General features: G+C 44.9%; 22 protein-coding genes and 3 pseudogenes. 6 read left to right on the forward strand and 19 right to left on the reverse strand.

All coding sequences use genetic code 11. From position 1 onward, the window contains the following. Positions 1-4 precede the first annotated feature (4 nt). From H1A11_RS10880 to H1A11_RS19750, 10 genes are all read right to left on the reverse strand, one after another. Entirely contained in the window at positions 5-2,251 is a 2,247-nt protein-coding gene (locus tag H1A11_RS10880) for a cation:proton antiporter (protein ID WP_005825801.1), read from the reverse strand. A gap of 13 nt (positions 2,252-2,264) precedes the next feature. Continuing rightward, the gene (pfkA, locus tag H1A11_RS10885) at positions 2,265-3,251 is read right to left on the reverse strand and encodes a 6-phosphofructokinase (RefSeq protein ID WP_005825800.1); all 987 of its coding nucleotides are present in this window, start codon (positions 3,249-3,251) and stop codon (positions 2,265-2,267) included. Positions 3,252-3,273: 22 nt separating this feature from the next. Continuing rightward, on the reverse strand, positions 3,274-3,771 hold the full coding sequence (locus H1A11_RS10890; protein WP_005825799.1) for an RNA polymerase sigma factor: 498 nt from the start codon (positions 3,769-3,771) through the stop codon (positions 3,274-3,276). A gap of 101 nt (positions 3,772-3,872) precedes the next feature. Beyond that, the gene (locus H1A11_RS10895) at positions 3,873-4,301 is read right to left on the reverse strand and encodes an Hsp20/alpha crystallin family protein (RefSeq protein ID WP_005825798.1); all 429 of its coding nucleotides are present in this window, start codon (positions 4,299-4,301) and stop codon (positions 3,873-3,875) included. Positions 4,302-4,376: 75 nt separating this feature from the next. Beyond that, complete coding sequence (gpmA, locus tag H1A11_RS10900; RefSeq protein WP_005825796.1) at positions 4,377-5,126, reverse strand: 2,3-diphosphoglycerate-dependent phosphoglycerate mutase; 750 nt, start codon at positions 5,124-5,126, stop codon at positions 4,377-4,379. 13 nt (positions 5,127-5,139) lie between these two features. Beyond that, positions 5,140-6,189: a class I fructose-bisphosphate aldolase gene (locus tag H1A11_RS10905; protein ID WP_005825795.1), complete on the reverse strand. Its 1,050-nt coding sequence runs from the start codon at positions 6,187-6,189 to the stop codon at positions 5,140-5,142. A 28-nt stretch (positions 6,190-6,217) separates the two neighbouring features. Further along, positions 6,218-6,700: a ferritin gene (locus H1A11_RS10910; protein WP_181757199.1), complete on the reverse strand. Its 483-nt coding sequence runs from the start codon at positions 6,698-6,700 to the stop codon at positions 6,218-6,220. Positions 6,701-6,750: 50 nt separating this feature from the next. Further along, positions 6,751-7,398, reverse strand: coding sequence for a MarC family protein (locus H1A11_RS10915; RefSeq protein ID WP_005851956.1), 648 nt, complete (start codon positions 7,396-7,398; stop codon positions 6,751-6,753). Positions 7,399-7,500: 102 nt separating this feature from the next. After that, positions 7,501-7,953: a ferritin-like domain-containing protein gene (locus H1A11_RS10920; RefSeq protein WP_008777875.1), complete on the reverse strand. Its 453-nt coding sequence runs from the start codon at positions 7,951-7,953 to the stop codon at positions 7,501-7,503. Between the two features lie 160 nt (positions 7,954-8,113). Next, positions 8,114-8,323, reverse strand: coding sequence for a hypothetical protein (locus H1A11_RS19750; RefSeq protein ID WP_005654431.1), 210 nt, complete (start codon positions 8,321-8,323; stop codon positions 8,114-8,116). Between the two features lie 794 nt (positions 8,324-9,117). Here H1A11_RS19750 and H1A11_RS10925 point away from each other — a divergent pair. Continuing rightward, the gene (locus H1A11_RS10925; protein WP_151881457.1) at positions 9,118-9,393 is read left to right on the forward strand and encodes a hypothetical protein; all 276 of its coding nucleotides are present in this window, start codon (positions 9,118-9,120) and stop codon (positions 9,391-9,393) included. 141 nt (positions 9,394-9,534) lie between these two features. Here the strand turns inward: H1A11_RS10925 and H1A11_RS10930 are convergent. Together H1A11_RS10930 and H1A11_RS10935 are read right to left on the reverse strand one after the other, a co-directional pair. Continuing rightward, positions 9,535-10,988 (reverse strand): annotated as a pseudogene (locus tag H1A11_RS10930) (IS1182 family transposase). A gap of 190 nt (positions 10,989-11,178) precedes the next feature. After that, positions 11,179-11,484 carry a hypothetical protein gene (locus H1A11_RS10935; RefSeq protein WP_005859437.1) on the reverse strand — a complete coding sequence of 102 codons (306 nt, stop codon included), beginning with the start codon at positions 11,482-11,484 and terminating at the stop codon, positions 11,179-11,181. A gap of 439 nt (positions 11,485-11,923) precedes the next feature. Between H1A11_RS10935 and H1A11_RS19145 the strand changes: the two genes are divergently transcribed. Next, complete coding sequence (locus H1A11_RS19145) at positions 11,924-12,034, forward strand: helix-turn-helix domain-containing protein (protein ID WP_229031962.1); 111 nt, start codon at positions 11,924-11,926, stop codon at positions 12,032-12,034. A 98-nt stretch (positions 12,035-12,132) separates the two neighbouring features. On the opposite strand, the gene H1A11_RS10945 is transcribed toward H1A11_RS19145, so the two are convergent. Then, the gene (locus H1A11_RS10945) at positions 12,133-12,750 is read right to left on the reverse strand and encodes an FAD:protein FMN transferase (RefSeq protein ID WP_005825771.1); all 618 of its coding nucleotides are present in this window, start codon (positions 12,748-12,750) and stop codon (positions 12,133-12,135) included. An 81-nt stretch (positions 12,751-12,831) separates the two neighbouring features. Next, a pseudogene (locus H1A11_RS19150) lies at positions 12,832-13,023 on the reverse strand (site-specific integrase); the annotation flags it as partial. Between the two features lie 18 nt (positions 13,024-13,041). On the opposite strand from H1A11_RS19150, the gene H1A11_RS10950 reads away from it, so the two are divergent. Then, complete coding sequence (locus tag H1A11_RS10950; protein ID WP_229032916.1) at positions 13,042-13,194, forward strand: hypothetical protein; 153 nt, start codon at positions 13,042-13,044, stop codon at positions 13,192-13,194. Positions 13,195-13,690: 496 nt separating this feature from the next. On the opposite strand, the gene H1A11_RS10955 is transcribed toward H1A11_RS10950, so the two are convergent. Continuing rightward, complete coding sequence (locus tag H1A11_RS10955) at positions 13,691-14,803, reverse strand: site-specific integrase (RefSeq protein ID WP_181757200.1); 1,113 nt, start codon at positions 14,801-14,803, stop codon at positions 13,691-13,693. A gap of 1,065 nt (positions 14,804-15,868) precedes the next feature. Between H1A11_RS10955 and H1A11_RS10960 the strand changes: the two are divergent. From H1A11_RS10960 to H1A11_RS10970, 3 genes and pseudogenes are all read left to right on the forward strand, one after another. Next, positions 15,869-18,696: pseudogene (locus tag H1A11_RS10960) on the forward strand (glycoside hydrolase family 3 N-terminal domain-containing protein). A gap of 93 nt (positions 18,697-18,789) precedes the next feature. Further along, a complete protein-coding gene (locus H1A11_RS10965; protein ID WP_138345307.1) occupies positions 18,790-19,917 on the forward strand; it encodes a lactonase family protein in 1,128 nt (375 codons plus the stop codon). A gap of 70 nt (positions 19,918-19,987) precedes the next feature. Further along, complete coding sequence (locus H1A11_RS10970; RefSeq protein ID WP_138345306.1) at positions 19,988-21,037, forward strand: DUF4831 family protein; 1,050 nt, start codon at positions 19,988-19,990, stop codon at positions 21,035-21,037. Between the two features lie 7 nt (positions 21,038-21,044). Here H1A11_RS10970 and H1A11_RS10975 read toward each other — a convergent pair whose 3' ends face one another. The 4 genes from H1A11_RS10975 to H1A11_RS10990 form a co-directional block, all read right to left on the reverse strand. After that, the gene (locus H1A11_RS10975) at positions 21,045-21,398 is read right to left on the reverse strand and encodes a PqqD family protein (protein WP_138345304.1); all 354 of its coding nucleotides are present in this window, start codon (positions 21,396-21,398) and stop codon (positions 21,045-21,047) included. Positions 21,399-21,417: 19 nt separating this feature from the next. Next, positions 21,418-22,809 carry a nitrate/nitrite transporter gene (locus H1A11_RS10980; protein ID WP_119961318.1) on the reverse strand — a complete coding sequence of 464 codons (1,392 nt, stop codon included), beginning with the start codon at positions 22,807-22,809 and terminating at the stop codon, positions 21,418-21,420. 153 nt (positions 22,810-22,962) lie between these two features. Next, positions 22,963-23,352: a preprotein translocase subunit SecG gene (secG, locus tag H1A11_RS10985; RefSeq protein WP_009038088.1), complete on the reverse strand. Its 390-nt coding sequence runs from the start codon at positions 23,350-23,352 to the stop codon at positions 22,963-22,965. Positions 23,353-23,356: 4 nt separating this feature from the next. Then, positions 23,357-24,130: a tetratricopeptide repeat protein gene (locus tag H1A11_RS10990; RefSeq protein WP_117964198.1), complete on the reverse strand. Its 774-nt coding sequence runs from the start codon at positions 24,128-24,130 to the stop codon at positions 23,357-23,359. Positions 24,131-24,134: the final 4 nt, after the last annotated feature.

Here is a 24,134-nt window from a genome sequence, read left to right on the forward strand (position 1 = left end):
AGTTCTAATCTTTATTCAATCCTTTTATTATTTTTCGTTTACCGACAATCCATACCGTATCATTCTCCTTGAAAATTGTATCAGGGTCTGGATTCATAATATTCACGGTACTTCTCTCTATTCCGATAATGATGCTATCCGATATGTCTGCCTCCCGGATCGTCTTTCCGATCAATGGTGAACCTCCTTCGACAGGAAATTGCCCTATTTCCATCTCATCCTGCGAGGATGTTCCGTTCCCGTTCCTTTCTACCTTCTTTTGCTCCATGGATGTCCGGAAGCTTTCCAACTGCCGGTCCGTACCTACGACCGTAACCTTGTCATATGGATAGAGATGCTCTTCCCCTTGTGGTATATCCAGGCGTTTTTCTCCACGGGTGATTGAAATCACATTTATCTGAAACAAGGTGCGCAGGCTGCTTTCTTTTAATGTTCTGCCCACATATATGGAATCAGGGGATACTGTGAAATCCGCCAAATGTAATTCCTTGAACGGGATATTGCTGCCAAGGGTGGAGCCTGTATCACTTTCTGTAGAAAGTCCATTCCCATCCGTCCCTTGAAAGTTTGCCATAAATTGTCTCTCTATAGTCAGCGACCGTTTCTTGATCCGCTTGGAGAAATAAATGACGGCAATGATAAGGGAAGAAACTACCAGCCCGGCTCCCAAGGCAACATTGAAAAGATGGGTAATGATACTCATCATGATAATCGTGCAAATCAGTATTTTGACAAGTACGATTGATACCAAAGGCCCTCTGTTGAACTTGTTGTCCGTCCAGAGTTTACGGAACTCGGCTGAATTGTTCTTTTTCATGATGATGGCCCATAGAAACGGGGATATGACAAGAAAGATGATGATGAAGCCCAACAAGTTCCCTTCCATTCCCGGCAGACTTTTCCTAATCAAAGGATGCACATAGGAAAAATATAAAGTGATGAAAAAAACGCATACGACCAGATAGAGTGTGACAGACACCAGCATAGACCGGATCAGTTTATGCCAAGTGCCCTGGTGTTTTACAGTCATTGCCCCGGACGTATAGTGTACGAGATAATCTTTCAGGAATCCAGGCATGTGGATGTCTATAAACCGGTATGCCGGTTCCGAAAGCCGTATCATATAGGGGGTAAGAAAAGTCGTTATGACAGATACGGCCACTATAACCGGATAGAGATACTTGTCCGTGACATTCAGACTGACGCCTAAAGATGCGATGATGAATGCGAACTCACCGACCTGTGTCAGTGAAAAGCCGGACTGTATGGCAATTTTCAACGGCTGGCCGGAAAGCAGGACACCAAAGCTCCCGAACAGGACCTGACCGGACAGTACCAGCAATGTCAGGATAAGAATAGGGACGGCATATTCCCACATCATGGCAGGATCGATCATCATTCCCACCGACACGAAAAATATGGAAGCGAACAGGTCTTTTACCGGCTGTACGATATGTGCGATTTTTTCCGCTTCAACGGTCTCTGCCAGCAGGGACCCCATGACAAAGGCTCCCAATGCGGCAGAAAATCCCGCTTTTGTCGCAATCATCACCATTCCCAGGCAAAGTCCCAGAGAGGTTATCAATAAAATCTCGTTGCTGGTGAAACGGCGTATCTTCTTCAGCAGGGTAGGTATCAGATAGATACCCAATGCCGACCAGAAAATCAGGAAAGCGGCCAGCTTCAATATACTTTCCAGCATCTCCTTCCCTTCAAAATGTTTGCCTACCGCCAACGTGGAAAGAATAACCATCATCACTACCGCCACCAGATCTTCGATGACAAGAATCCCCAAGACAATGCCGGTGAATTTCTGTTGGAGAAGTCCCATGTCATTGAAGGCCTTGAATACGATGGCCGTGGACGACATGGACAACATTCCACCCAGAAAAATACTGCTCATGTGGGAGAACCCCATTGCATTCCCCGCTGTATAGCCTATGAACATCATGCCACATACAATAGTGACAGTGGCAACGATAGCCGTAATGCCCACATTTATCAATTTCTTGAACGAAAAGTCCAGTCCCATCGCGAACAGCAGAAAAATGACACCGATGTCCGCCCATATTTTGATATTGGCAGGATCGGAAACAGTCGGGACCAGGGAAACGGAAGGACCCGCCATAATACCGGCTACAATGTAGCCCAATATGACCGGTTGCTTCAGCCACTTGAAAATGACGGTTACAATACCGGCAATAATCAGAATTATGGCAAGATCCGATATTAAAGGAGCAACTTCTGACATATTAACGGTTATTTTAGATCGATAATTCGTTAAGGACCCGGATCAGGCTTTTGTCAATAGGCTTGTCCTTTTTGATTGCCTGGACAAAAGGAACATAAACAATCTCGTTGTTCCGTATGCCTATCATAACATTTCGCTGGCCTTCCATTAAGGCCTGGATTGCGGCTTCACCCAGCCGGCTTGCCAGTATGCGGTCATTGGCACTCGGAGCGCCACCCCGTTGCAGATGGCCCAGGATAGAAACCCTGACATCATATCCGGGATATTCCTTCTTTACCCGGTCGGCGTAATACATGGCACCTCCATTCTTGTTTTCAGGACTTTCGGTCACAATTACGATGCTGCTGTTTTTCGTCTTTCTGAATCCACGTCCGATGAATGTTTCCAACTGGTCCACGTCCGTCCGGTCTTCCGGAATGATGGCCGCTTCAGCACCGGAAGCTATTGCGCTGTTTTGTGCCAGGAAGCCCGCATCACGCCCCATCACCTCGACAAAGAAAATGCGGTCGTGCGAGGTGGCCGTATCCCGGATTTTGTCCACACACTCCACGATGGTGTTCAGGGCCGTATCATATCCTATGGTAAAATCGGTGCCGTACAGATCATTGTCAATGGTGCCGGGCAATCCTATGCACGTCACATCATACTCCTCCGCAAAGATCCGGGCTCCCGTCAGGGAACCGTCTCCACCGATAATTATCAATGCATTGATGTTCTCTTTCTGTATGATCTCATAAGCTTTCTTGCGTCCTTCGGGAGTGATGAAAGTCTCGGAGCGGGCTGTTTTCAGTATGGTACCTCCCCTCTGGATAATGCTGCTTACGTCTTCCGTAGTGAGTTCTTTCACTTCACCGGCAATCAGCCCCTCGTAACCTCTATAAATTCCTTTCACTTTAAATCCGTTAAAAATAGCGGCGCGGGTCACGGCACGGATAGCCGCGTTCATTCCGGAAGCGTCCCCTCCGGAAGTCAGAATTCCTATATATTCATCTTTTTTCATCTATCTCAGTTCTTGTTTTGTTTCATTCTGCCAATATAGCTTTCAGTTTTTTCCGGCAGTGAAAAATACGGCTCTTTATAGTTCCCAAACTCACGCCGGTTCTTTCCGCTATCTCACGGTATTTGAATCCTGACAGGTACATCTCAAAAGGTATGAAATGTGACTCCGGTACACTTTTGATGGCATTACGTATCTTTTCCAGGTCATAGTTCTTGTCCACCTCCTCTGTACGGGACTCGTCCATGATCCGCGAATAATATGCAGGATCGGAGGATATGTACAGGCGGGTATGACCGACCTCCGCCCGGTAACCGTTGATAAACGTGTTGCGCATGATGATAAACAGCCACCCTTTGAAATTCGTGTTCTTGTTGTAACTTTCTTTGTGAAGCATTGCCTTGAGCAGGGTATCCTGCAACAGGTCTTCCGCCTTCTCCCTGTTAGCTGTCAGTTTGTACGCAAAACGGAACAGTTCGTCCTGTACGCCAAGTAGTTCTTTTTCAAAATTGAATTCCTTCATCGGTTGTGCCGGTTCCCTGTTCCGGAAGTGTCTGTTAAAGGTCGGACGGCTTTTCCGAACAAGAAAAGCCTGTCCGACCTTACGACATTCCAGATCTGGAATTATTTAACCTCGATAGCCTTGAAAGTTTTTTGTTTTTCTTCCTCCTTCATTTTCGGGATTTCAATGGACAGAATCCCGTGTTCGACTTTTGCGGAGATCTTATCCTTCTCCACATTTTCAGGCAGCAGGATGGTCTGCTGGAACTTGGAATATGAGAATTCGCGGCGGAGATACTTCTTGTCTTTCTTCTCCTCCTTCTTCTCTTCTTTCTTTTCCATGCAGATTGTCAGGTTGTTGTTCTCGTCAACATTCACCTTGAAATCATCCTTTGTCATTCCGGGAGCCGCCATTTCAACCTTGTAGTCCTTGTCATTCTCAATGACATTGATGGCAGGAGCCGTAACTCCCGTTTTTGCCAGCCACTCATTCTCGAAGAAATCGTTAAAAATACTCGGCAACCAGTTTGAGTTTGTTTTTACAGGTACCATTTTTACCTCCTTTTTTAATTGTTAATAAATAAAATATTCAAAAAGACAATACAATCCAGTCTGATTGACTGACTTTTATCGTCTGATCATACCTTGTTCGGCTACAGCCTTTGTCCGTTTCCGTATCTCTTCCGGGTTTCCAAGGTAGTAGTCCTTGACAAGAACCAGTCTGTCGTCAAATTCAAAGACATAAGGAACCGCCGTAGGCAGGTTCAGGTTGGAAATATCCGTATCGGAAATCCCTTTGAGATGCTTGATGATTCCGCGCAGGCTGTTGCCATGGGCGACTACCAGCAGGCTGTCCTTATACATCAATGCGGGAAAGATGATGCATTCCCAGTAAGGCATGACACGCCCAATAGCATCTTTCAGGGATTCCGTACGGGGAAGTTCCCTATCTGGCACACCGGCATAGCGGATATCCATGCCCGGATTACGGGGATCATCTTTGCCTACCGGAGCGGGAGCCACGTCATAGCTTCTTCGCCAGATGTGTACTTGTTCTTCACCATATTGGACCGTCGTCTCACTCTTATTCAGTCCTTGAAGCATGCCGTAATGCTTCTCGTTCAGCCGCCAGGTCTTTTCAACCGGAATCCAGTCTTCATCCAGCCGGTCCAGGACACAGTTCAACGTTTTTACGGCACGTTTCAAGTAAGAAGTGTAAGCTGCCTCAAAAGAAAATCCGGCCTCCCGTAATGCATCGCCTGCCTTGCAGGCTTCTTCGACTCCTTTCTCGCTTAAATCCACGTCCGTCCATCCGGTAAAACGGTTTTCTTTGTTCCATAGGCTTTCGCCATGACGTAATAACACTATTCTTTTCATGGATACTTCTCCTTTATGCAATGGTTATTGAAGAATCCAGATATACGTCCTGAATGGTGTTCAGAAGTTGAACTCCGTCTTTCATCGGTTTCTGGAAAGCCTTACGACCGCTGATCAGCCCCATACCACCTGCACGCTTGTTTACTACTGCCGTTACGACGGCATCATGCAGGTCGGATTCCCCATGGGATTCCCCGCCCGAGTTGATCAATCCGACACGTCCCATATAGCCATTCGCCACCTGATAACGACAAAGGTCTATCGGATGGTCAGTGGTCAGTTCCGAATACATACGCTCGTTTGTCTTTCCGAATCCGATAGCCTTGAAACCGCCGTTATTGGATGGGAGCTTCTGCTTCACGATATCGGCTTTGATGGTAACCCCGATATGGTTGGCTTGTCCTGTTAAATCGGCAGCGGCATGATAGTCGGTTTCATCCTTTTTGAAGCTGCTGTTTCTCAAATAGCACCATAAAATAGTAGCCATTCCCAGTTCGTGGGCATATTCAAAAGCCTGTGACACTTCTACTATCTGGCGGCGGCTTTGTTCCGAACCGAAATAAATGGTAGCGCCGACAGCTACAGCACCCATGTTCCATGCCTCTTTTACCGTACCGAACATTACCTGGTCGTAGCTGTTCGGATAAGTCAACAGCTCGTTATGGTTCAACTTCACGATGAAAGGAATCTTATGGGCGTACTTACGTGCCACAGCTCCCAGAACTCCGAATGTGGATGCCACGGCGTTGCATCCTCCTTCAATGGCCAGCTTTATGATGTTTTCGGGATCGAAATAAAGCGGATTGGGGGCGAAAGACGCTCCTGCAGAATGTTCTATCCCCTGATCCACCGGCAGGATGGAGACATACCCGGTATTGGCCAAACGCCCGTGCCCGTACAGGGCTTGTAGGCTCTCCAAGGTGCGTATATTCCTGTCGGAATTCATCCATACCTTATCTATCATATCCGGTCCCGGAATATGGATAAGTTGTTTGTCTATCGTCTTACATGTATGGTTCAGGTAGTACTCAGCCTGTCCTCCCAATAAATCTACTATTTTCATCTTATTTATTTTTATTGATTATTCTGGTTTATGACTCCCGTTCACCCAGTTTTGCATCCATAAAAAGGATAGCACTGTCTCCGGCTTTCCTTAGCCGACTAACAATATTGAGTACATTCGCTTCTTCTTCTACCTGCTCACGAACAAATTGCCACAAGAAGTTCTGAGTGGCATTGTCTTTCTCTTCGGATGCTACCTGTACCAATTCATCAATCAGTTTGGAAACATGTTTTTCATGCTCCAAAGTATGTTCGAATACTTCAACAGGGTTACCCCAACCTTGTGGAACCACATCGACCTTGTCCACTTTCGGGGTTGCCTCACGCTTAATCATGTACTCAGCAATGGCATATGCATGCCCGATCTCTTCTGCAGATTGTTTCTGCATCCAGCGAGCCATTCCGGAAAAGCCCTCTCTTTCCAGATAAAAAGACATCGATAAATACAGGTTGGCAGACCATAATTCTGCTGTGATTTGCTCATTCAGGGCATTTTGCAATTTTTCAGTCATGACGAATCAAACTTTTAATGTTAATAATAAATCCAAATTATCTCTCTTCTTTAAGAACAAGCATGGGCTTGTTTCAAAATTTCAATTAATACCGGACGTATCCCGCTGATAAAACATTCCACGGCGATCACCATCAGAATAAGTCCCATCAGTCTCATCATTACATTGTTTCCCGTCTCTCCCAAGATTTTTAAAAGCTGGGTGGACGCGCACAGAATAAAGAATGAAAGAATGCAGACCAAAGCGATTACGCCAAGCAATACTATTTTGAAAGTATATTCCGAAGCATCTTCCATCAATGTTATTCCACTGGAAATCGCTCCCGGACCGCATAACATCGGAATGGCAAGAGGTGTGATGGTTATATCTTTGGAATATTCTTTTCGTTCAGTTTCATTCAGTTTCACATGGGTGAAATGTGCCTGCAACATATCATATCCGATTTTAAAGATGATGATACCTCCCACAATCCGGAATCCGTCTGTTGAGATGCCGAAAAAATGAAACAGGAACCTGCCCGATAATGTAAAAAGGACTAATATGATAAATGCAATGGTACATGCTTTCAAGGCGATACATCTGCGTTCTTTCGTATCCATTCCATCAGTCATTTGCAGGAATACCGGCATCACTCCAAGCGGGTCCATCAAGGTGAATAGCGAAGTGAAACACAATGTTATATATACAAATATATCCATGATGACATATATTTTATTGTCGATTATTATATCGCAAAAAACATACCAGATAGCATTCTGCAATATTAAATTTTGCAGAATATCAATCTTAAATCCATACCGTCAAAAATAAGGTAGTCTCCGTTCGTTTTCCTTGGCGAGGATACGTAATAATTCCATAAATACCGTACTTACATATATACGGTCTGCATACAGCCCGCTGATGAAAGAATGGAAGGACATGTTCACATTCCGGCATAATATGAGAAATGTGTTTACCTGACATGATATGTACTGCTCGTGTTCAAGCAATTCATTCAGGGCATTCAATGGCGTTGTCCATTCATGTGTATCCCGTTTCATTTCATTGATTGCAACACATCCTCCATCATGGCATATCCGATTCATCATCTGATAAACCTTGTTCATATTGTCCTGTGCTTGGGAGTTTAGCCAGGAGCTAAGTATTGGAAGCCGTTCATCTTCAAAATAGACCTGCAATGACAGGTATAAACCGGTTGACCATATTTCTGTATTGATCAACTCATTCATGGCGTTTTCTATTCGTTTATCCATTATCACTCTGAATATTGAAAATCCATTACTAATATTATGTGTTATTCCCTGTATATAAAAATTCCATTCGATTGTGGGTAACCCATAAAACGGAATTCTTAAACGAGGCTTAAATAATAGGATACTTATCCGCATAGACAAATTGTCACAAAAAATAGTGCTATGGTGTCTTTTTGTCTTGTCTTCCTTGCAGAATATCCAATAAGATATCCAGTTCTCTTTCTATTCCTTCAATCTTATCGGAAATACAGTCCAAAGTATTATGGTGCAGACTAGCTTTACAGTCCTGCAACTCTCTTGATAGAGAAAGTACCTGCAACCAAAGTTCTTCCTCTGTGTGACAGGGGGAGTTACTATTATCTAGTACCATAGAAGGAGAAGGCAGAAAAGTGTCTTGGCATGTAATTTGTATGATTATGATAATGAACGGTATGTCCCGAAAGAGACAGGATGGAAATGAAAGGATAGAATATTCCACAAAAGACAGTAACAAACGAAGGGGGGGAAGTCGTTGGAGACAGTTGTCTCGCTTTTAAAACAAGTTGCTTTCATAATGTTTATAATAAGCCAACCCTGTTCCCTGGAGTTGTGTTTATATAAAGTTAAGCGTGGGAACTTTGGTATTACCGTTCAGAAGTATCCCCATACTCAACAACATATAATACACAAAGCCCCACGCCTATATATAACAAAAATCTATATAAATAGTACGTGGAGCGTCCAATGTATTATCCAATTGTTGTTTCGAAATTGGGGATTTCCTGAACTTGGATAATGCCTTAACGCTTTACTATAAATCTTCTATTTTTAAAAGACTAATACAAATGTAATAAAAGAAATGAATTCTTTCAAAGGAAATATCTCCTTTTTTAAGGGGTGGCTTAATTTTTCTTCATTAAAAGTCTTAGAATTACTGCCTGCCAAAGCCCGTCACAATTTTTTTGAAATCCTCAAGCTGTACATTAAGCTCTATATAGTACAAGCAGAAAAACAGACCATGATGCCGCAGGCAGTATAGGCCATAACCCACTCTTCCGTGAGTATCTTATCTATTTGACAATAATAAAAATGTAAAGGAGGATAATGGCATGGACAATATTCGTATCCCAATACATATAGGTTAACATATAAGGGAAAATGGTCACGGAGCCCACAAACCGTAGAATGAAAAAATATATTTCCATCGTGCACGGTTTATGCCTCTATCCGGATATTTGGCCGGTGCCGCAAAATGCACAATGTATACTCCATAAAAAACACCAGGGAGGAAAAATAAGTCATACTGAACAACGCCTGTCTGTAATGGGTCATGGATACAAATGGACTACAGATAATGGCTGCAATGGATATAACGATACAATCAAGCACAAAATAATGTACGAACGTGCCTATCAGTTGCATTTGGATGAAGCAGTACCACTTCATGCGATGTTTGGTTAGATTGAGTATGGATATAGGGGCTTAAAAATTAGACAGATACAAATTTACTAAAAAAGGAGAGGCTGTCTCAAAAGAGGTGTTTACAAACTTACTTTTGAAGATTTCATCCTTTCAAACTGCTTTTTCGTTGCCATAAGCCTCCTAAGAGGCTACTTTTGCAAGATTATATGCTATGGCTAGCAGGGCGAACTCAATTTCAACCTTCTTAAATCCACGAAGATGGAACCTCTTGAAGTGCTTGTTGTTCTTGAGGTTTCCAAATACGGCTTCCACATCCTGTGGTCGCTGACTGCGATATTTCAGACCTTCATCAGAGAGTAGCTTTTCACGTTCTCTTTCCTTGATTTTCCTCAGACGGTGATTTACCTGTACAATCCTTTCCGAGCGGCTTCTGTAGCACCGGCATCTTAACGGGCAGTCCTTATAGTTACGTGCCTTGTATCTTGATATGGTCTGCACAAAACCGTTGTTTGTTACCCGCCTTGCATCGGAGAGTCTTTCCATTCTCTGTCCCGTAGGACAATACATGCCGTCGGTTTCTTCGTTATGAAAATAATTGTACTTTATAAAGGTTTCAATGCCATGTCTGAAAGCATACAGATAGTTCTCTTCACTTCCGTATCCGGCATCACAGACAGACACGTCAGGGTATCTGCCGTAGAGGGAATGGAAATCATCCATATGCAGAGGATAGGTGGAGGTATCGCCCAACACTGATGGATGGTATAGTTCAGAATGAACTGTTTATTGGTACTGAACTGGGGATTGTATCCGGGTTTGAGTTGTCTGTTCTTCATATGGTCATCTTTCATGCGCATGAAAGTAGCATCATTGTCTGTCTTTGAGTAGCTGTTACGTCCGTCAAGTATCTTTCCCTGCGATTCATATTTCTTGAGCTGTTCAGGCCATGACTTCCTTACACGTCTTACCTTCGCTTTCATCTTCTTGTCAGCATCCACTCCATTCAGGGCATCATCTATCTGCCCGAGTGCCTTTTCCACTTTCTCCGGGGTGATATCCTGATAGGCAACCGGAGCGGAATCACGCAGTTCCTGCTTGGTGAGGGACTCGGCGTATTGCCATATCTCCTCAAGCTGTTCCGCGATTCTGGATATGCGGGTATGTATAGATTTGCCCCCCAGACGAACGTATAACGGTTGGCGTTCACCTCCATCTTCGTCCCGTCAGTACAGGCCACATCCAGACTTACAAAACCTTCCGCCACGAGAAACTTTACAATGGTTGCAAATATCGTCTTCAGCACATCCTTTAGCCGGCTGCTGCGGAAACGGTTGATGGTATTATGGTCAGGAGTTACATTGCCGGTAAGCCACATGAAGCGTATGTCATTACGACAGAACTCTTCTATGCGACGGCTGGAATAGATATTACGCAAATGCATAGACAAGAATCTGAAGCATCATGCGTGGGTGGTACGCAGAACAGCCTTTAGGGGAATACTTACGGTAAAGTGCTTCAAGGTTTATCTGTTCAATGATGCGGTGAACAACCCGGACCGGATCGTTCCGGGGAATAAAATCGCCTAAACATGGAGGTAAAAGCAGATTATCGTTGGATGTGTAACTTTTAAACATTATCTTTGGGATATCTTACTTGATGCCCTAAGATACAAAAAATTAGGGAGATGGGCAAGTTCTGGCTGAGCGAAGTTAGGGCTTACCCGATTTTTTGCAGACACAAAAAAGGCCATCCCAAAGTTTATTTGAGACAGCCTTGTTTATTTTATGTGCAAATGTAACTGTTATCCTAAATAACCATTCAGAATTATTTCAGCATTTCACCTTTTTCGTTGAAAAACACAACGCTTTCGGTTCCGACGGCATCAACCAAAGTTACTTTATAAGTCTTTACGCCATCTTCTGCCACTTCTACGGCTGCTTCCTTAATGGTGGATTCAGCATAGTCTTTCTTGATGGCGTCCTGAACTGCCTGCGGGAGTTCCTTTATATCAATCGGTTTAAACTCGTTCACCATTGCAACGATTTCAACATCTGATGCCATGTTGTTAGCGAATGCTACTGAACTACCTAATCCCATTACCAGTGCTACTGCAAACAATACCTTTTTCATAATGCTAATTATTAAATTGTTAAACATCTTATCGTCTTACGCTAAAGAATAGACAATCACCGTGCCAAATAAATGGATATTTATCATATTGCTGTAAAACAGACCCTTATGAATTATTCATATTGCATAATGCAAATGTCTGATGGGCATTTTTTCTACAATGATGTGGAATGCGATACACATGGCTACACATGGTCTAACGACTGTGAATAAGAGAGTTGAGACGTTAAAATCATGCAGACGGCATGCGAAAGGAGTCGTAACGAAAGTAATCTCTCCATTACGGCTCCTGGTTATTATCCTTCTACTGTTAAAAAGTAATATCCAATTTCACCATGAATGTTATCGAACGATAGCCGCACTCCTTGCTCAACAGGTTGTTCACCATAAACTGGAAAGCGACTCCCTTTGTCACTTTCACGCCGAAGTAATTGCGTATATGTTCGTAAAGGAGATAGCCCATTCGCTGGGATTTGAAAATACGGCGTTCTTCACCCAATTCTTTAAACGGTTCACCGGCTCTACTCCGCAGGAATATAGAAAACATTAATCTGCCAGATACCTTTTCATTCGCGGCGAGTACTCTGTCCGGTAGTTTCCGCAACTGTCCGTATAGATAATGAAATTGTCAATTTCCGGATGCTCTTTCTACAACTGACGGGCTTTGCGGCTCCCCAACGTCATAAAGGCCGTTGCATAGGCATCAGCAAGCATGCACTGATGGGCAATAATTGTAGCACTCAATATATCCTTTTGAACCGGATATCCTGTTATCGGATTGATGGCATGAGCGTATTTCCTTCCATCTTTCAGATAGAAATTACGGTAGTTGCCGGAAGTTGCGAGTCCCAGCCGTTCCGACAGTTGCACAATTTGTTCAAGCTCGGAGTTTGTTCCGGTACTGTCATCCTTCGGTCTGACAATGCCAATGCACCAATTCCACCCTTGCGGGTTCTTTCCTTTCGCTATCATTTCGCCGCCGATGTCTATCATATAGTTCGATATGCCTTTGCGGTCGAACAAACACGCGATTATGTTACAGATAGTACCGCCGCCGAGCACCGAGAAATTGAGCAGGATGCGGGGATCGTCTTTCATCACACGGTTGCCCTGTAAACGCACTTTTCGGAAGCCTACAAAGTGGCGGATACTGTCTACGAGTTGCGGAGTGATGCTGTCAAACTTTGTAAAGCCAAATCCCCACAGGTTGATAAGCGGTGCACAAGTTACGTCAAATATCCCGCCTGTTTGTTCCGACGCTTGCATGGCTGTGCGGAAAGGATTGCATCAAGTTATATATCTTACGATGTTTTTTGTGCCAAGTGTATCTCTATGTAGAATACATTTCTAATTAGCTAAGCGATATATGAAACTAATCTTATCGAAAATTTTGTCCGTATCTTCTCCGACCTTTGGGTTAATCAGTTCAGCATATATCTGCATAGAAAAGATTGATTTTGTGTCCTAATACTTTTGTAAAGTTTCTTATGGCACGCCTTTTAATATACCCGAAACAACAAAGGTATAATGTCCGATATGAAAAAAACTGGATTTTTATTGAAGCGAATCAATTCTTTTATTATTTTTACCTTTCCTTCCATAACCAACGTGGTGCGCCGTTGCGCCCTGCAGCTGCTCATGTCGAAACAGAAAACACTGGACAAGCAGACGCTGAAGGAAGCCTTACAGAAAGAAACACAGAAAATGTGAAATTATTACGTGGACTCCGACGGACCGCCCTGCTTGTGTTACCGGCTGCCTTGCCCGGGATGAACCTTTGAGATGCAACCGCCAGACAAAGGGGAAGAGGAACACTTCCATACCCGTAACCCGGCAGGACAGTCTTATGCCAGGGACACAACTATAGAAAAAAGGACAGACCTGATAGTAAGATGCGTTTGGCAAAAAAGGAAATGATGAATATTAATAATAGAAAAAGACATTTGTTCCGCAAAGCATACGCGGATATGTACATAAAAGAAGAGAAATATCTTCAAAAGGAGGATTGTTTTCCAGCCCCCCATTACTGGTAGTTTTTAGGAGATAAAGCCTAAGGATATTTTGTTTTTCTCACTTGAAAACCTTATTTTTGCATAACAAAAACGTCCTTTGAATGTATGTAAGATGAAACAAGCCGCTGAATTTCGCTCGTTTCTAAATAGTTACCTATTAAATAAAAATAACAAGAGAACTATTTAATTTTCAGTTAGATAGCAAAAGCATTGTGTTTCGAGCAATGGAAAGTAATGCGCTTGGTTATACCAGCCGATTTTATCCAACGGGCTAACTGTTTATTGGCACTGTCATTCTTGGATAAAGTGAAAATTATATCGCTATCCGTAGCTTCGCCACGTTCGGGTAACCATCTCATAGCCTCATCACTGAGGTAATTACTTTCGTTTCGACGAACCTTTTTCATTCTGAATCGGAGCATATTTGCCCCTTCATTGTCTTGAGTTAGCTCACCCCAAGTAATTGAAGCAACATCACTGTATCGTAAACCAACCAAGCAACAAAATAGAAAAGCTTGTTTCAAAGTGTTGTTTCTACATGGAACAGTTATCAACTTTTTAATTTCCCCTATAGTCAAAAATTCCCTTGTTCCATCTTCTTCTTTCGGCTTATCACTATTCTCTAACTTATCCATAGGGTTGACAGTTATAGTATCATCCTTAACCGCTTTCCGCAATACATATTTGAACTTCATAAATAAATTATGCTGTGTGTTTCGACTAAGGAAAACCTCTTTGTCACGCTCCGAACCAGTACGCTGATAATTGATGTTTTTAGCCGTTTTCAGATAGTTAATAAACCCAATGATATAGTCTTTATCTACTTGCTGAAAAGTCACTTTATCGCCAGAATATCGGGTAATATGCTTTGCTAATGAATTGAGAGTGTAGTAATACCCATGAGGATTTCCACTTTTCTTTAATGCTTCGTCAGCCTGATAGAGAATATAAGAAACCAAATTAACCTTATTCTTGGCTGAGATTATTCCTGCTCCTTTTTTATTCAGTTCCGTAATTCTGTCATGCAAAATAGTAAATGCTATCTCTAAATTTTGACGGTTCTGCTCTTTCACTCCTAAATCAGTTTCCTCATTAAGATAAAGCTTAAGAAATTCATATTCCCGTTTTCCATCCTTATACAAATCCAAATAGAGAGACAGACTATGCGACAGCTTTTTTACTCTTAGTCTAATCGGCTCTTTAGGCTGATTTTTCAAACGTTCCTTTTCCTCTTTTGTCTGTTCAGGAAAATAGCCTTTATACAGTTCATCTACTGTTTTAAAGAGTTTTTGTACTTTTCTTGCCATAAATGCACCTTTATAATGTTGTTACCAATTTGTTACCACTACAAAGATAGATAATTAAGTTTAGAAACGAGTAACAAACGAGTAACAAAAAGTACATAAATAACAGCTATACAAGAGATAATAAGCTGATTTTTACAAAAAACAAAAGAGATAGGAAATACTTGAAAATCAATTATTTCCTATCTCTTTTTTATTTCTTGTTTTCTGCTCTTAAACTGCCCAGTTGGTCAAATCCAGTCAACCCCATGACTTTGTAACAGTCTGAAATTTAAAAGATTGCGTAACTCATTGCTAAGTAGGGAGGGTGAAAAAGGGATAAATGCTACTTTATTTTTCATCCTCTACCGCTTTCTTTGGCACAAAGATACATATTCTTTTATTAGCAATCACCATATATTTACAAATATTAGCTAATACTGACTTTTCGTGATAAAAACAATAATCCTCCATACATACAATATGTGCACCCCATTGTCATCAATGTTCAAACAGCTACCAAAGCCAGTATCCGTTGACGGAATTAACCCCTGCAAGAGGGAATCTCTATCTTCTGTAATGGATATTTGCACAGAAGAGATGGGAAGTTAACGGAAAAAGTCTCTGAAGTTAACTGAAAAACCGGAAAGAATTAAGGAAGCAATCTATCCCAAACTTTGGTTTTTTCATACCCAGCCTTGGGATGTCTAAACCAAGGTTTGGTTTAGACATCCCAAGGTTGAAAAGAAAGTTCTTCCGTACAAGTAACAATTCCGCCAACAGATTCCTATTATATAAATACACCCTCGTTTAACAGATGTAGCCGTAATACTTGTATACACCGCGATTGCATCTACTTTTCAGGTTATTATAGTGTTCTCTCTTTCTTTTTAAAAGTGAATGATATGTTTCGTCTAATAATGATTTGAATTCCCCGGTAGCGTCTTGGAGGATATTTTTAGTAAGAGGAAGACCCTTCGGACAATAAAAGCCGATACTTCGGACTATTTTATCCCTTTATTTCACACATTAGCCGTATTTTTGTCAACAAAAGAAACAATAATAACCAAGAGATTTTTAGAACATATCATGAAGAACCTTATTGCCCTAACCCTGCTGCTTGGAGGAAGCACACTGCTCTGCGCACAAAAGCCTGCCAAAACACCGGCAACCTACAAGCCGGTGAAAAGTGAAATATACCGCAAAGGTTGGATAGACTTCAACAAAAACGGAGTGAAAGACGTGTACGAAGCCCCCTCCGCCCCGCTCGAAGCACGCATCGAAAACCTGCTGCAACAGATGACGCTGGACGAGAAGACCTGCCAAATGGTCACCCTCTACGGTTACAAACGTGTACTGAAAGACGACCTCCCCACCCCCGAATGGAAAGAGCTGCTCTGGAAAGACGGCATCGGCGCCATCGACGAACACCTGAACGGCTTCCAGCAATGGGGACTCCCCCCCTCGGACAATGCCTACGTCTGGCCCGCCTCGCGCCACACCTGGGCACTGAACGAGGTACAGCGGTTCTTTGTGGAAGATACCCGTCTCGGCATCCCTGTAGACTTTACCAACGAAGGCATACGCGGCGTGGAAAGCTACCGCGCCACCAACTTCCCCACCCAACTGGGACTGGGACATACCTGGAACCGTGAACTGATTCGCCAAGTAGGACTCATCACCGGACGCGAAGCCCGCATGCTGGGCTACACCAACGTCTACGCCCCCATCCTCGACGTAGGACGCGACCAGCGCTGGGGACGCTACGAGGAGGTTTACGGCGAATCTCCCTACCTCGTAGCCGAACTGGGCATCGAAATGGTGCGCGGCTTGCAGCACAACCACCAAGTGGCCGCCACCGGCAAGCACTTTGCCGCTTACAGTAACAACAAAGGCGCCCGCGAAGGCATGGCACGTGTGGACCCGCAAATGTCGCCGCGCGAAGTGGAGAACATACACATCTACCCCTTCAAACGCGTCATCCGGGAAGCTGGCATGCTGGGCGTAATGAGTTCGTACAACGATTACGACGGCATCCCCGTGCAGGGCAGCTACTACTGGCTCACCACCCGCCTGCGTAGCGAAATGGGATTCCGTGGCTACGTCGTATCCGACAGTGACGCCGTAGAATACCTCTACACCAAGCACGGCACCGCCAAAGACATGAAAGAAGCCGTCCGCCAAAGCGTGGAAGCCGGGCTGAACGTACGCTGTACCTTCCGCTCGCCCGACTCCTTCGTCCTTCCCCTCCGCAAACTGGTGAAGGAAGGCGGGCTGAGCGAAGAAGTCATTAACGACCGTGTGCGCGACATCCTCCGGGTAAAGTTCCTCATTGGTCTGTTCGATGCCCCCTACCAGACAGACCTTACCGGTGCCGACCGTGAAGTGGAAAAAGAAGAGAACGAAGCCATCGCCTTGCAGGCATCCCGCGAGTCCATCGTTCTGCTGAAGAATGCCGGTGAGCTGTTGCCCTTAGACATCAACTCCACCAAGAAGATTGCCGTCTGTGGTCCCAATGCCAACGAAGAAGGCTACGCGCTGACCCATTACGGCCCCCTTGCCGTAGAGGTGACCACTGACTGGAAGGCATTCAAGAAAAGACAAAAGGCAAGGCAGAGGTGCTCTACACCAAAGGCTGCAACCTAGTGGATGCCCACTGGCCCGAAAGTGAAATCATAGACTATCCTCTGACCGACGACGAGCAAGCCGAGATAGACAAAGCCGTAGAAAATGCCCGTCAAGCTGATGTTGCCATCGTAGTATTAGGCGGCGGACAACGCACCTGCGGCGAAAACAAATCGCGCACCAGCCTCGACCTGCCCGGCCGGCAGTTGCAACTGCTTCAAGCCATACAAGCCACGGGCAAGCCCGTCGTACTGATACTCATCAACGGACGCCCGCTCTCCATCAACTGGGCAAACAAGTTCGTCCCCGCTATCCTCGAAGCTTGGTATCCCGGCTCCAAAGGCGGAACAGCCCTGGCCGACATCCTCTTCGGCGACTACAACCCCGGCGGAAAGCTGACAGTGACCTTCCCCAAGAGCGTAGGGCAAATACCCTTCAACTTCCCCTGCAAGCCTTCTTCACAGATAGACGGCGGTAAGAATCCGGGACTCAACGGCAATATGTCACGCATCAACGGAGCACTGTACCCCTTCGGTTACGGCTTGAGCTACACCACCTTCGAGTACTCCGACCTCGACATCACCCCCCGAGTCATTACCCCAAACGAGTCTGCCACCGTCCGCCTGAAGGTGACCAACACCGGCAAACGCGCCGGAGATGAAGTAGTGCAACTCTATATCCGCGACGTACTGAGCAGCATCACCACCTACGAAAAGAACCTTGCAGGTTTCCAGCGCATCCACCTTGAACCGGGCGAAACCCAGGAACTATCCTTCACCATCGACCGCAAGCACTTGGAGCTTCTGGACGCCGACATGAAATGGGTGGTGGAACCCGGCGACTTCGTGCTCATGGCCGGCGCCTCTTCCGAAGACATCCGCTTAAACGGAACGCTGACCGTAGAGGATTATCAGACTCGAGCCAAAGCCATTGAAGTCCAAAAACCGACAAAGCGTGTGAACGCCAGCACTAACCCAGAGGATGCCGAAAACGTGCTCGACGAAAAAATCAATACCGTATGGCAAGGAAATAAGGGAGATTATATTACCTTTGCCCTAAAGAACGGAGCCAAGGTAGATAAAGTTGCCATCGCCTTTACACGCGACAACAACCTACCGGCAACCTTCGAAATCCAGCTCTCGGGCGGTGGCGGACAGTTCCTCACCGTATATTCGGGCACCGTCAGCGAATATGGCAAGCTGATTTCCTATCCGTTCAAAGGCACTACCGCCAGCGACCTCCGCATCGTGCTGAACGATGACCGCGTCGGTATTGCCGAAGTTAAATTTTAATGTGCTAATGTGCCAATATGCTAATTGGCTGCGCTGTATATGCCGCAGGGGCATTGGCACATTAGCATATTGACATATTAGCACATTAAATTAATGAAAACACTTCTTTTCTGTATGCTCGGATTAGGTTTGACAGCATGTGGCTCTTCTCCAAAGGGCACTAACGGTGGCCAGGACGAACTTGCCATGCTGGTAGGTACTTACACGAATGGTTCAAGCAAGGGTATCTATACCTTCCGCTTTAATCAGGAGACGGGAACAGCCGTCCCGCTCAGTTCAGCGACATTGCCCAATCCCTCCTACCTCGTTCCCTCGGAAGATGGCGAATTTGTCTATGCCGTCAGTGAAATGAACGACAGCACAGCAGCCCTCAGCTCCCTTTCCTTCAATCGGGAAACGGGAGAACTGCGCCTGCTGAACACCGTTCCCACCTTCGGCGCCGCCCCCTGCTACGTGGCCACCAATGGCCGGGAAGTGTTGACTGCCAACTACAGCGGTGGAACCATGTCCGTCTTTCCTTTACAGAAAGACGGCACTTTGGCCCCTGCAGACACGCTCTTTCAAGGCTCTGCCACCGGTCCCGACGCCATACGACAAGTCACTCCCCACATCCATTGCACGGTCTTTTCACCGGACGGAAAGTACATCTTCGCCACCGACTTCAGTGCCGACCGCATCCTGCGCTTTGTGATGCACCCCGACAACCCTATTCCTCATGCTTCTTTGGAAGCCGTTAACATTGAGGAGGATTCCGGCCCGCGCCACCTGACATTCAGTCCCAACGGGAAGTTTGCCTATCTCATCACCGAGTTGTCCGGCAAAGTCATCGCCTTCAGTTACGATGACGGCCGCCTGGAACAGATACAAACCACTACAGCCGACACCGTAGCCGCCCGTGGAAGTGCAGACATCCACCTCAGTCCGGACGGGAAATACCTCTATGCCAGTAATCGGCTGAAAGAAGACGGCATCGCCATCTTTGCCGTTAATCCCGAAAATGGGACCTTGACAAAGGTAGGTTATCAGCCAACCGGCATCCATCCTCGCAACTTCAACATTACACCCAACGGCAAATACTTGCTTGCCGCCTGCCGTGACAGCAATGTCATTCAGGTGTATAAACGAAACGAAGTTACCGGACTTTTAGAAGACACTCATCAGGACATTGTAGTCGACATGCCGGTTTGCGTACAATTCGTCAGATCTGTTAATAATTTATAAAGCAATATTTAGCAAAGATAACTTCATTAACTTTGTCCCTTAGCTAAATCAGTCTAAACGAATGTAGATTATGAAAAAGAATATATTGATACTCTCAGCTCTGTTCTTGTCTACCACTGCCATAGCGCAAACAGACGTAACCACCGGTGTGATGCGTGGCAAAGACTATGGAGTAACCTATATGTTGCCCAAAACAGAAATAGAAATCGTATTGCAAACCACCAAGCATACCTACACTCCCGGAGAATTTTGCAGATATGCCGACCGCTATCTGCGTCTCAACAACGTGTCTGCCGAACCGGAAGAGTTCTGGACACTGGATAAGATAGAAACCCGTATAGCCGGTATACCGGATAAGGACAATGTCTATTTCGTCAAAATGAAAGACAAAACCGTGGCACCCCTTATGGAGCTTACTGAAGACGGGATTGTCCGCTCCATCAACATTCCGTTCAGTGACAAGCCTGCTGCCAAGATGCCCGTAGCTAAAGCCACCGAAAGCAACATTGACCCACGCAGTTTTCTGACAGAAGAAATACTGATGTCCAACTCCAGTGCCAAGATGGCCGAGCTGGTGGCCAAGGAAATATACAGCATCCGCGAAAGCAAGAATGCCATCCTGCGCGGTGAGGCAGACAATATGCCCAAGGACGGCGCCCAGCTCAAGCTGATGCTCGACAATCTGAACCAGCAGGAAACGGCCATGACGGAAATGTTCTCGGGCAAAATAAAGAAAGAACCCAAGACATTCACTATCCGGTTGACGCCTAAAGAGATGAAAGATGAAGTGGCTTTCCGTTTCTCCAAAAAGTTAGGAGTGGTAGCTAATAATGACCTTGCAGGTGAACCGTATTACATCAGTGTCACAGACCTCAAAAATCCCGATGTATCTGCCACCGAAGAAAGTAAAAAGAAAGTGGACGGTGTAGCCTATAACCTTCCGGGCAAGGCACAAGTGACATTGGTGTATAACAATAAGAAATTGTTTGATGACCAACTTCCCATTACCCAATTCGGCACCGTAGAATATCTCGCACCAGTACTGTTCAACAAGAATTCAACCATCAAAGTGTTGTTTGATACGGCAACGGGAGGACTGATAAAAGTAGATAGGGAATAAAGAAATTCTAATCCCGGATGGTCAACAGGATAAATCCATCCTTACGCAATTGCATTACGTAGGCGGTGACCCGGGGAATATAATTCTCTTCCTCCCCGAAGTGCCTGGCAAGTAGAGAAATGATTTCGCGCACGGTACGATGTCCGTCTATCAGATCCCAGACGGCTGTGCCGTGTTCTTCCAGCCTCACATGGATGTCAGGAGACATCCCCTTCGGCAATAAAAAACGACGCATCCATTCGTATTTAAACCGTGGGTAGGCGAGTACGGCGCACTCACCTTCCCATTCGGTTGTTATATGTCCACAGCGGACCGGAACAGCGTCCAACAGACTTACTTTTCCTTCGGGTATTTCCATCATATGGTATCCGCTTTTCCTATTATTTCTGAATATTAGGCTCTTCCAGCTTATAACCATACTTCCTGTCCGCCTTCTTCAGCAGTAGGGCCACTACAAGGGACAAGCAGGCAATACCGGTAAATATGCACATAGGCACCGTATAGTCATACATATTCGTTCCATCAGGTTTCTTACCGGATATACAATAGGCATCAAGCACCCACCCTATCAATGTAGGAATACCCCAAAGACCGATATTCTGGATAAAGAAAATCAATGCGTATGCCGTACCCAGCTGACTTACCGGGAATATCTTGGCCACAGCCGGCCACATGGCAGAAGGTACCAGCGAAAAAGCGATGCCCAAAATTATCATCAGCACAATAGCTACCAACCAATAGTTTATATCGGGAATAGCATAAATAAAATGTACACATATCAGCATGGCTGAACCCAGCAGCATGATAGATGCGGACTTGCCCCGCTTGTCAATAAAACCACCAAAGACCGGGGTCAGAATCAGCGCCCCCAATGCCGGAAGTCCGGCAAACGTACCAGCTACATTCTCATTGATACCGTATTTGATAATCATCAACTCGGAAGCAAATTTCTGGAATGGGAATACACAAGAGTAGAACAATACACACAGCAATGCTATCAGCCAGAAACCGGGATTGACCAGAATATTCTTCACATCCTTAAAGGAGAACTTCTCTTCCTCATCTTCCGTACCGGCAGCAATGGCAGCAGCTTCCATCTGTTTGTCCAGCTTCTTGTCCATCACTGTAAAGACGAAGAAAGCAATCATACCACCCAACAACAGAACCAAGCCCAACAACACCGGTGTGGAAATACCGAAAGCACGGGCCAAAGGAATGGCTACTGCATAACCGGCCTGCGAACCGATACGTGCCAAAGCAACTTGTACCCCCATAGCCGTGGCAAGCTCTTTCCCCTTAAACCACTTGGCTATGATTTTGGAAACTGTAATACCAGCGACCTCCGCTCCTACTCCAAAGATGGAATAACCGGCAAAAGCAACAAACACCCCTGTTTTATAGCCAAATATTTCATTGATTCCAAATAAAGTCGCGTCGGTACCGGCAAGTCCCGTCATTGCATAGTATTCAAGTGCTGTACCACCTACCATCAAGATAGTTGCCAGCTTTCCGGTGAAGCGGATGCCAAAGCGGTCGAGGATTAATCCTCCCCAAATCAGCATCAGGAAAAAAACATTCAGGAAACTATAACCACCGGTAAAGAATCCGAAATCAGTACTCGACCAAGCCAAGTCCGTTTCCAACATTGTCTTCAATGGCGCTACCACGTCGTTTACATAATAAGCTGCCATCATCGTGAAGGCAACAATCACCAATGCCCCCCAACGGGTAGCCTTGGAATCATTCAATTTAAGTTTGAGTTGTTCTGTCATTGCACTATTTAAATTTCAATTTATTAATCAGATTACATAAGTTGCTGACAAAGGTAAATAAATACTTCATTAAAACGAAAAAAGGTTGACACCTTTTCAGTATCAACCTTTCTCTTATTTTTCCAAGCGGGAGTCATCCGCAATATCCTTATCTTATTCTGCTGCTGGGGCTTCTGCTGCAGGAGCAGGAGCTTCAGCCGGAGTTGTAGCTGCAGGGGCCTCCGATTGCGGAGCTTCTGTACCTACGGGCATGTTATAAGGATTAGTTTTTTCTTCTTGTTGCGCCTGTTCCAGAATCACATCACCGCCCTTACCTGTGGAAGAAGGAATAGTGTAAGCAGAAACAATACTGAAGACTACCATGACAGCTGCCAGAGTCCAAGTTGCTTTTTCCAAAAAATCCGTAGTCTTGCGCACACCCATAATTTGGTTGGATGATGAAAAGCCTGATGCCAGACCGCCTCCTTTAGAATTTTGAATCAATACAATGAAGCACATCAGCACAGATGCAATCAGCATTAAGATAACTAATAATAAATACATTTTGTTATTTTGATTTAGCGTTAATAATCAATTTCTCCAAAAATCTGATTTGGTCTGCAAAGTAAGCATTTTTTTTTGGATAATTCAAACTTAATTTTTTAATAATTTCAAGTGCCTTGTCATATCTGTGCTGTTTTATATAGATTTTGGCTAAAGTTTCCGTAAAACAGCTATCGTCCAATTCTTCCGTTACCGGCGATACGGAGCGCTCTTCCTCTTCTTCAGTCTCTTCCTCCTTCTCTACAAGAAACTCTCTTCTCGTATTCGCGACATCTGGAGACTCACTCTTTTGAATAAAGTCATCTATCAATTCATGTCCGCGCAGTTTAGGTACTTCCTGCTCATTTTCTGCATCTACACCAGGTTCTTCCTGCATTAAATAGGCCGTATAATCCACCGCATAATCCAGCTCTGTATGCTGTGAATGCTCTTCGGGAACAGTAGCCAAAAACGCATCTATCAAGGAAAGGGTACGGTCTACACTCGGCTCTTTCTCCGAATCGCCGGAAAAAAGCGACGAGACCTTCTGGGATTTCAAAGTATAGCGGTCACCCTCTATAAAGTAAAACAACACACGACGGTCTGCCACATACAACACAGCCTTGCGCAGCTCCGCGCCAAAGTTGATGTCGTGCAGCAGATAGAGGTTTTTCAGATAGAGCAAACGGAGCGACTGGAAATAAGGATAGCGTGCCACCAATGTGCGAAGCTCGTACAAAGTATCCCTATTCAGCGTCTCGGGATGCTGAATCCATTGTTGCAAATGGGTAGGCGTCATGAGT

The sequence above is a fragment of the Bacteroides sp. CACC 737 genome (assembly GCF_013874375.1).
In the GTDB taxonomy this organism is placed as follows: Bacteria; Bacteroidota; Bacteroidia; order Bacteroidales; family Bacteroidaceae; genus Bacteroides; species Bacteroides uniformis.

Coding starts and splice junctions, on each gene's coding strand:
- H1A11_RS10975 (WP_138345304.1), bottom strand. CDS start 21,398: ATGATGGAAATACCCGAAGGAAAAGTAAGTCTGTTGGACGCTGTTCCG.
- H1A11_RS10980 (WP_119961318.1), bottom strand. CDS start 22,809: ATGACAGAACAACTCAAACTTAAATTGAATGATTCCAAGGCTACCCGT.
- H1A11_RS10945 (WP_005825771.1), bottom strand. CDS start 12,750: ATGCAAGCGTCGGAACAAACAGGCGGGATATTTGACGTAACTTGTGCA.
- H1A11_RS10910 (WP_181757199.1), bottom strand. CDS start 6,700: ATGACTGAAAAATTGCAAAATGCCCTGAATGAGCAAATCACAGCAGAA.
- H1A11_RS10890 (WP_005825799.1), bottom strand. CDS start 3,771: ATGAAGGAATTCAATTTTGAAAAAGAACTACTTGGCGTACAGGACGAA.
- H1A11_RS10955 (WP_181757200.1), bottom strand. CDS start 14,803: ATGGCAAGAAAAGTACAAAAACTCTTTAAAACAGTAGATGAACTGTAT.
- H1A11_RS10880 (WP_005825801.1), bottom strand. CDS start 2,251: ATGTCAGAAGTTGCTCCTTTAATATCGGATCTTGCCATAATTCTGATT.
- H1A11_RS10990 (WP_117964198.1), bottom strand. CDS start 24,130: ATGACGCCTACCCATTTGCAACAATGGATTCAGCATCCCGAGACGCTG.
- H1A11_RS10920 (WP_008777875.1), bottom strand. CDS start 7,953: ATGGATAAACGAATAGAAAACGCCATGAATGAGTTGATCAATACAGAA.
- H1A11_RS10895 (WP_005825798.1), bottom strand. CDS start 4,301: ATGGTACCTGTAAAAACAAACTCAAACTGGTTGCCGAGTATTTTTAAC.
- H1A11_RS10965 (WP_138345307.1), top strand. CDS start 18,790: ATGAAAACACTTCTTTTCTGTATGCTCGGATTAGGTTTGACAGCATGT.
- H1A11_RS19750 (WP_005654431.1), bottom strand. CDS start 8,323: ATGGTACTAGATAATAGTAACTCCCCCTGTCACACAGAGGAAGAACTT.
- gpmA (WP_005825796.1), bottom strand. CDS start 5,126: ATGAAAAGAATAGTGTTATTACGTCATGGCGAAAGCCTATGGAACAAA.
- H1A11_RS10905 (WP_005825795.1), bottom strand. CDS start 6,189: ATGAAAATAGTAGATTTATTGGGAGGACAGGCTGAGTACTACCTGAAC.
- H1A11_RS19145 (WP_229031962.1), top strand. CDS start 11,924: ATGTTCGTAAAGGAGATAGCCCATTCGCTGGGATTTGAAAATACGGCG.
- pfkA (WP_005825800.1), bottom strand. CDS start 3,251: ATGAAAAAAGATGAATATATAGGAATTCTGACTTCCGGAGGGGACGCT.
- H1A11_RS10915 (WP_005851956.1), bottom strand. CDS start 7,398: ATGGATATATTTGTATATATAACATTGTGTTTCACTTCGCTATTCACC.
- H1A11_RS10925 (WP_151881457.1), top strand. CDS start 9,118: ATGAAAAAATATATTTCCATCGTGCACGGTTTATGCCTCTATCCGGAT.
- secG (WP_009038088.1), bottom strand. CDS start 23,352: ATGTATTTATTATTAGTTATCTTAATGCTGATTGCATCTGTGCTGATG.
- H1A11_RS10935 (WP_005859437.1), bottom strand. CDS start 11,484: ATGAAAAAGGTATTGTTTGCAGTAGCACTGGTAATGGGATTAGGTAGT.
- H1A11_RS10970 (WP_138345306.1), top strand. CDS start 19,988: ATGAAAAAGAATATATTGATACTCTCAGCTCTGTTCTTGTCTACCACT.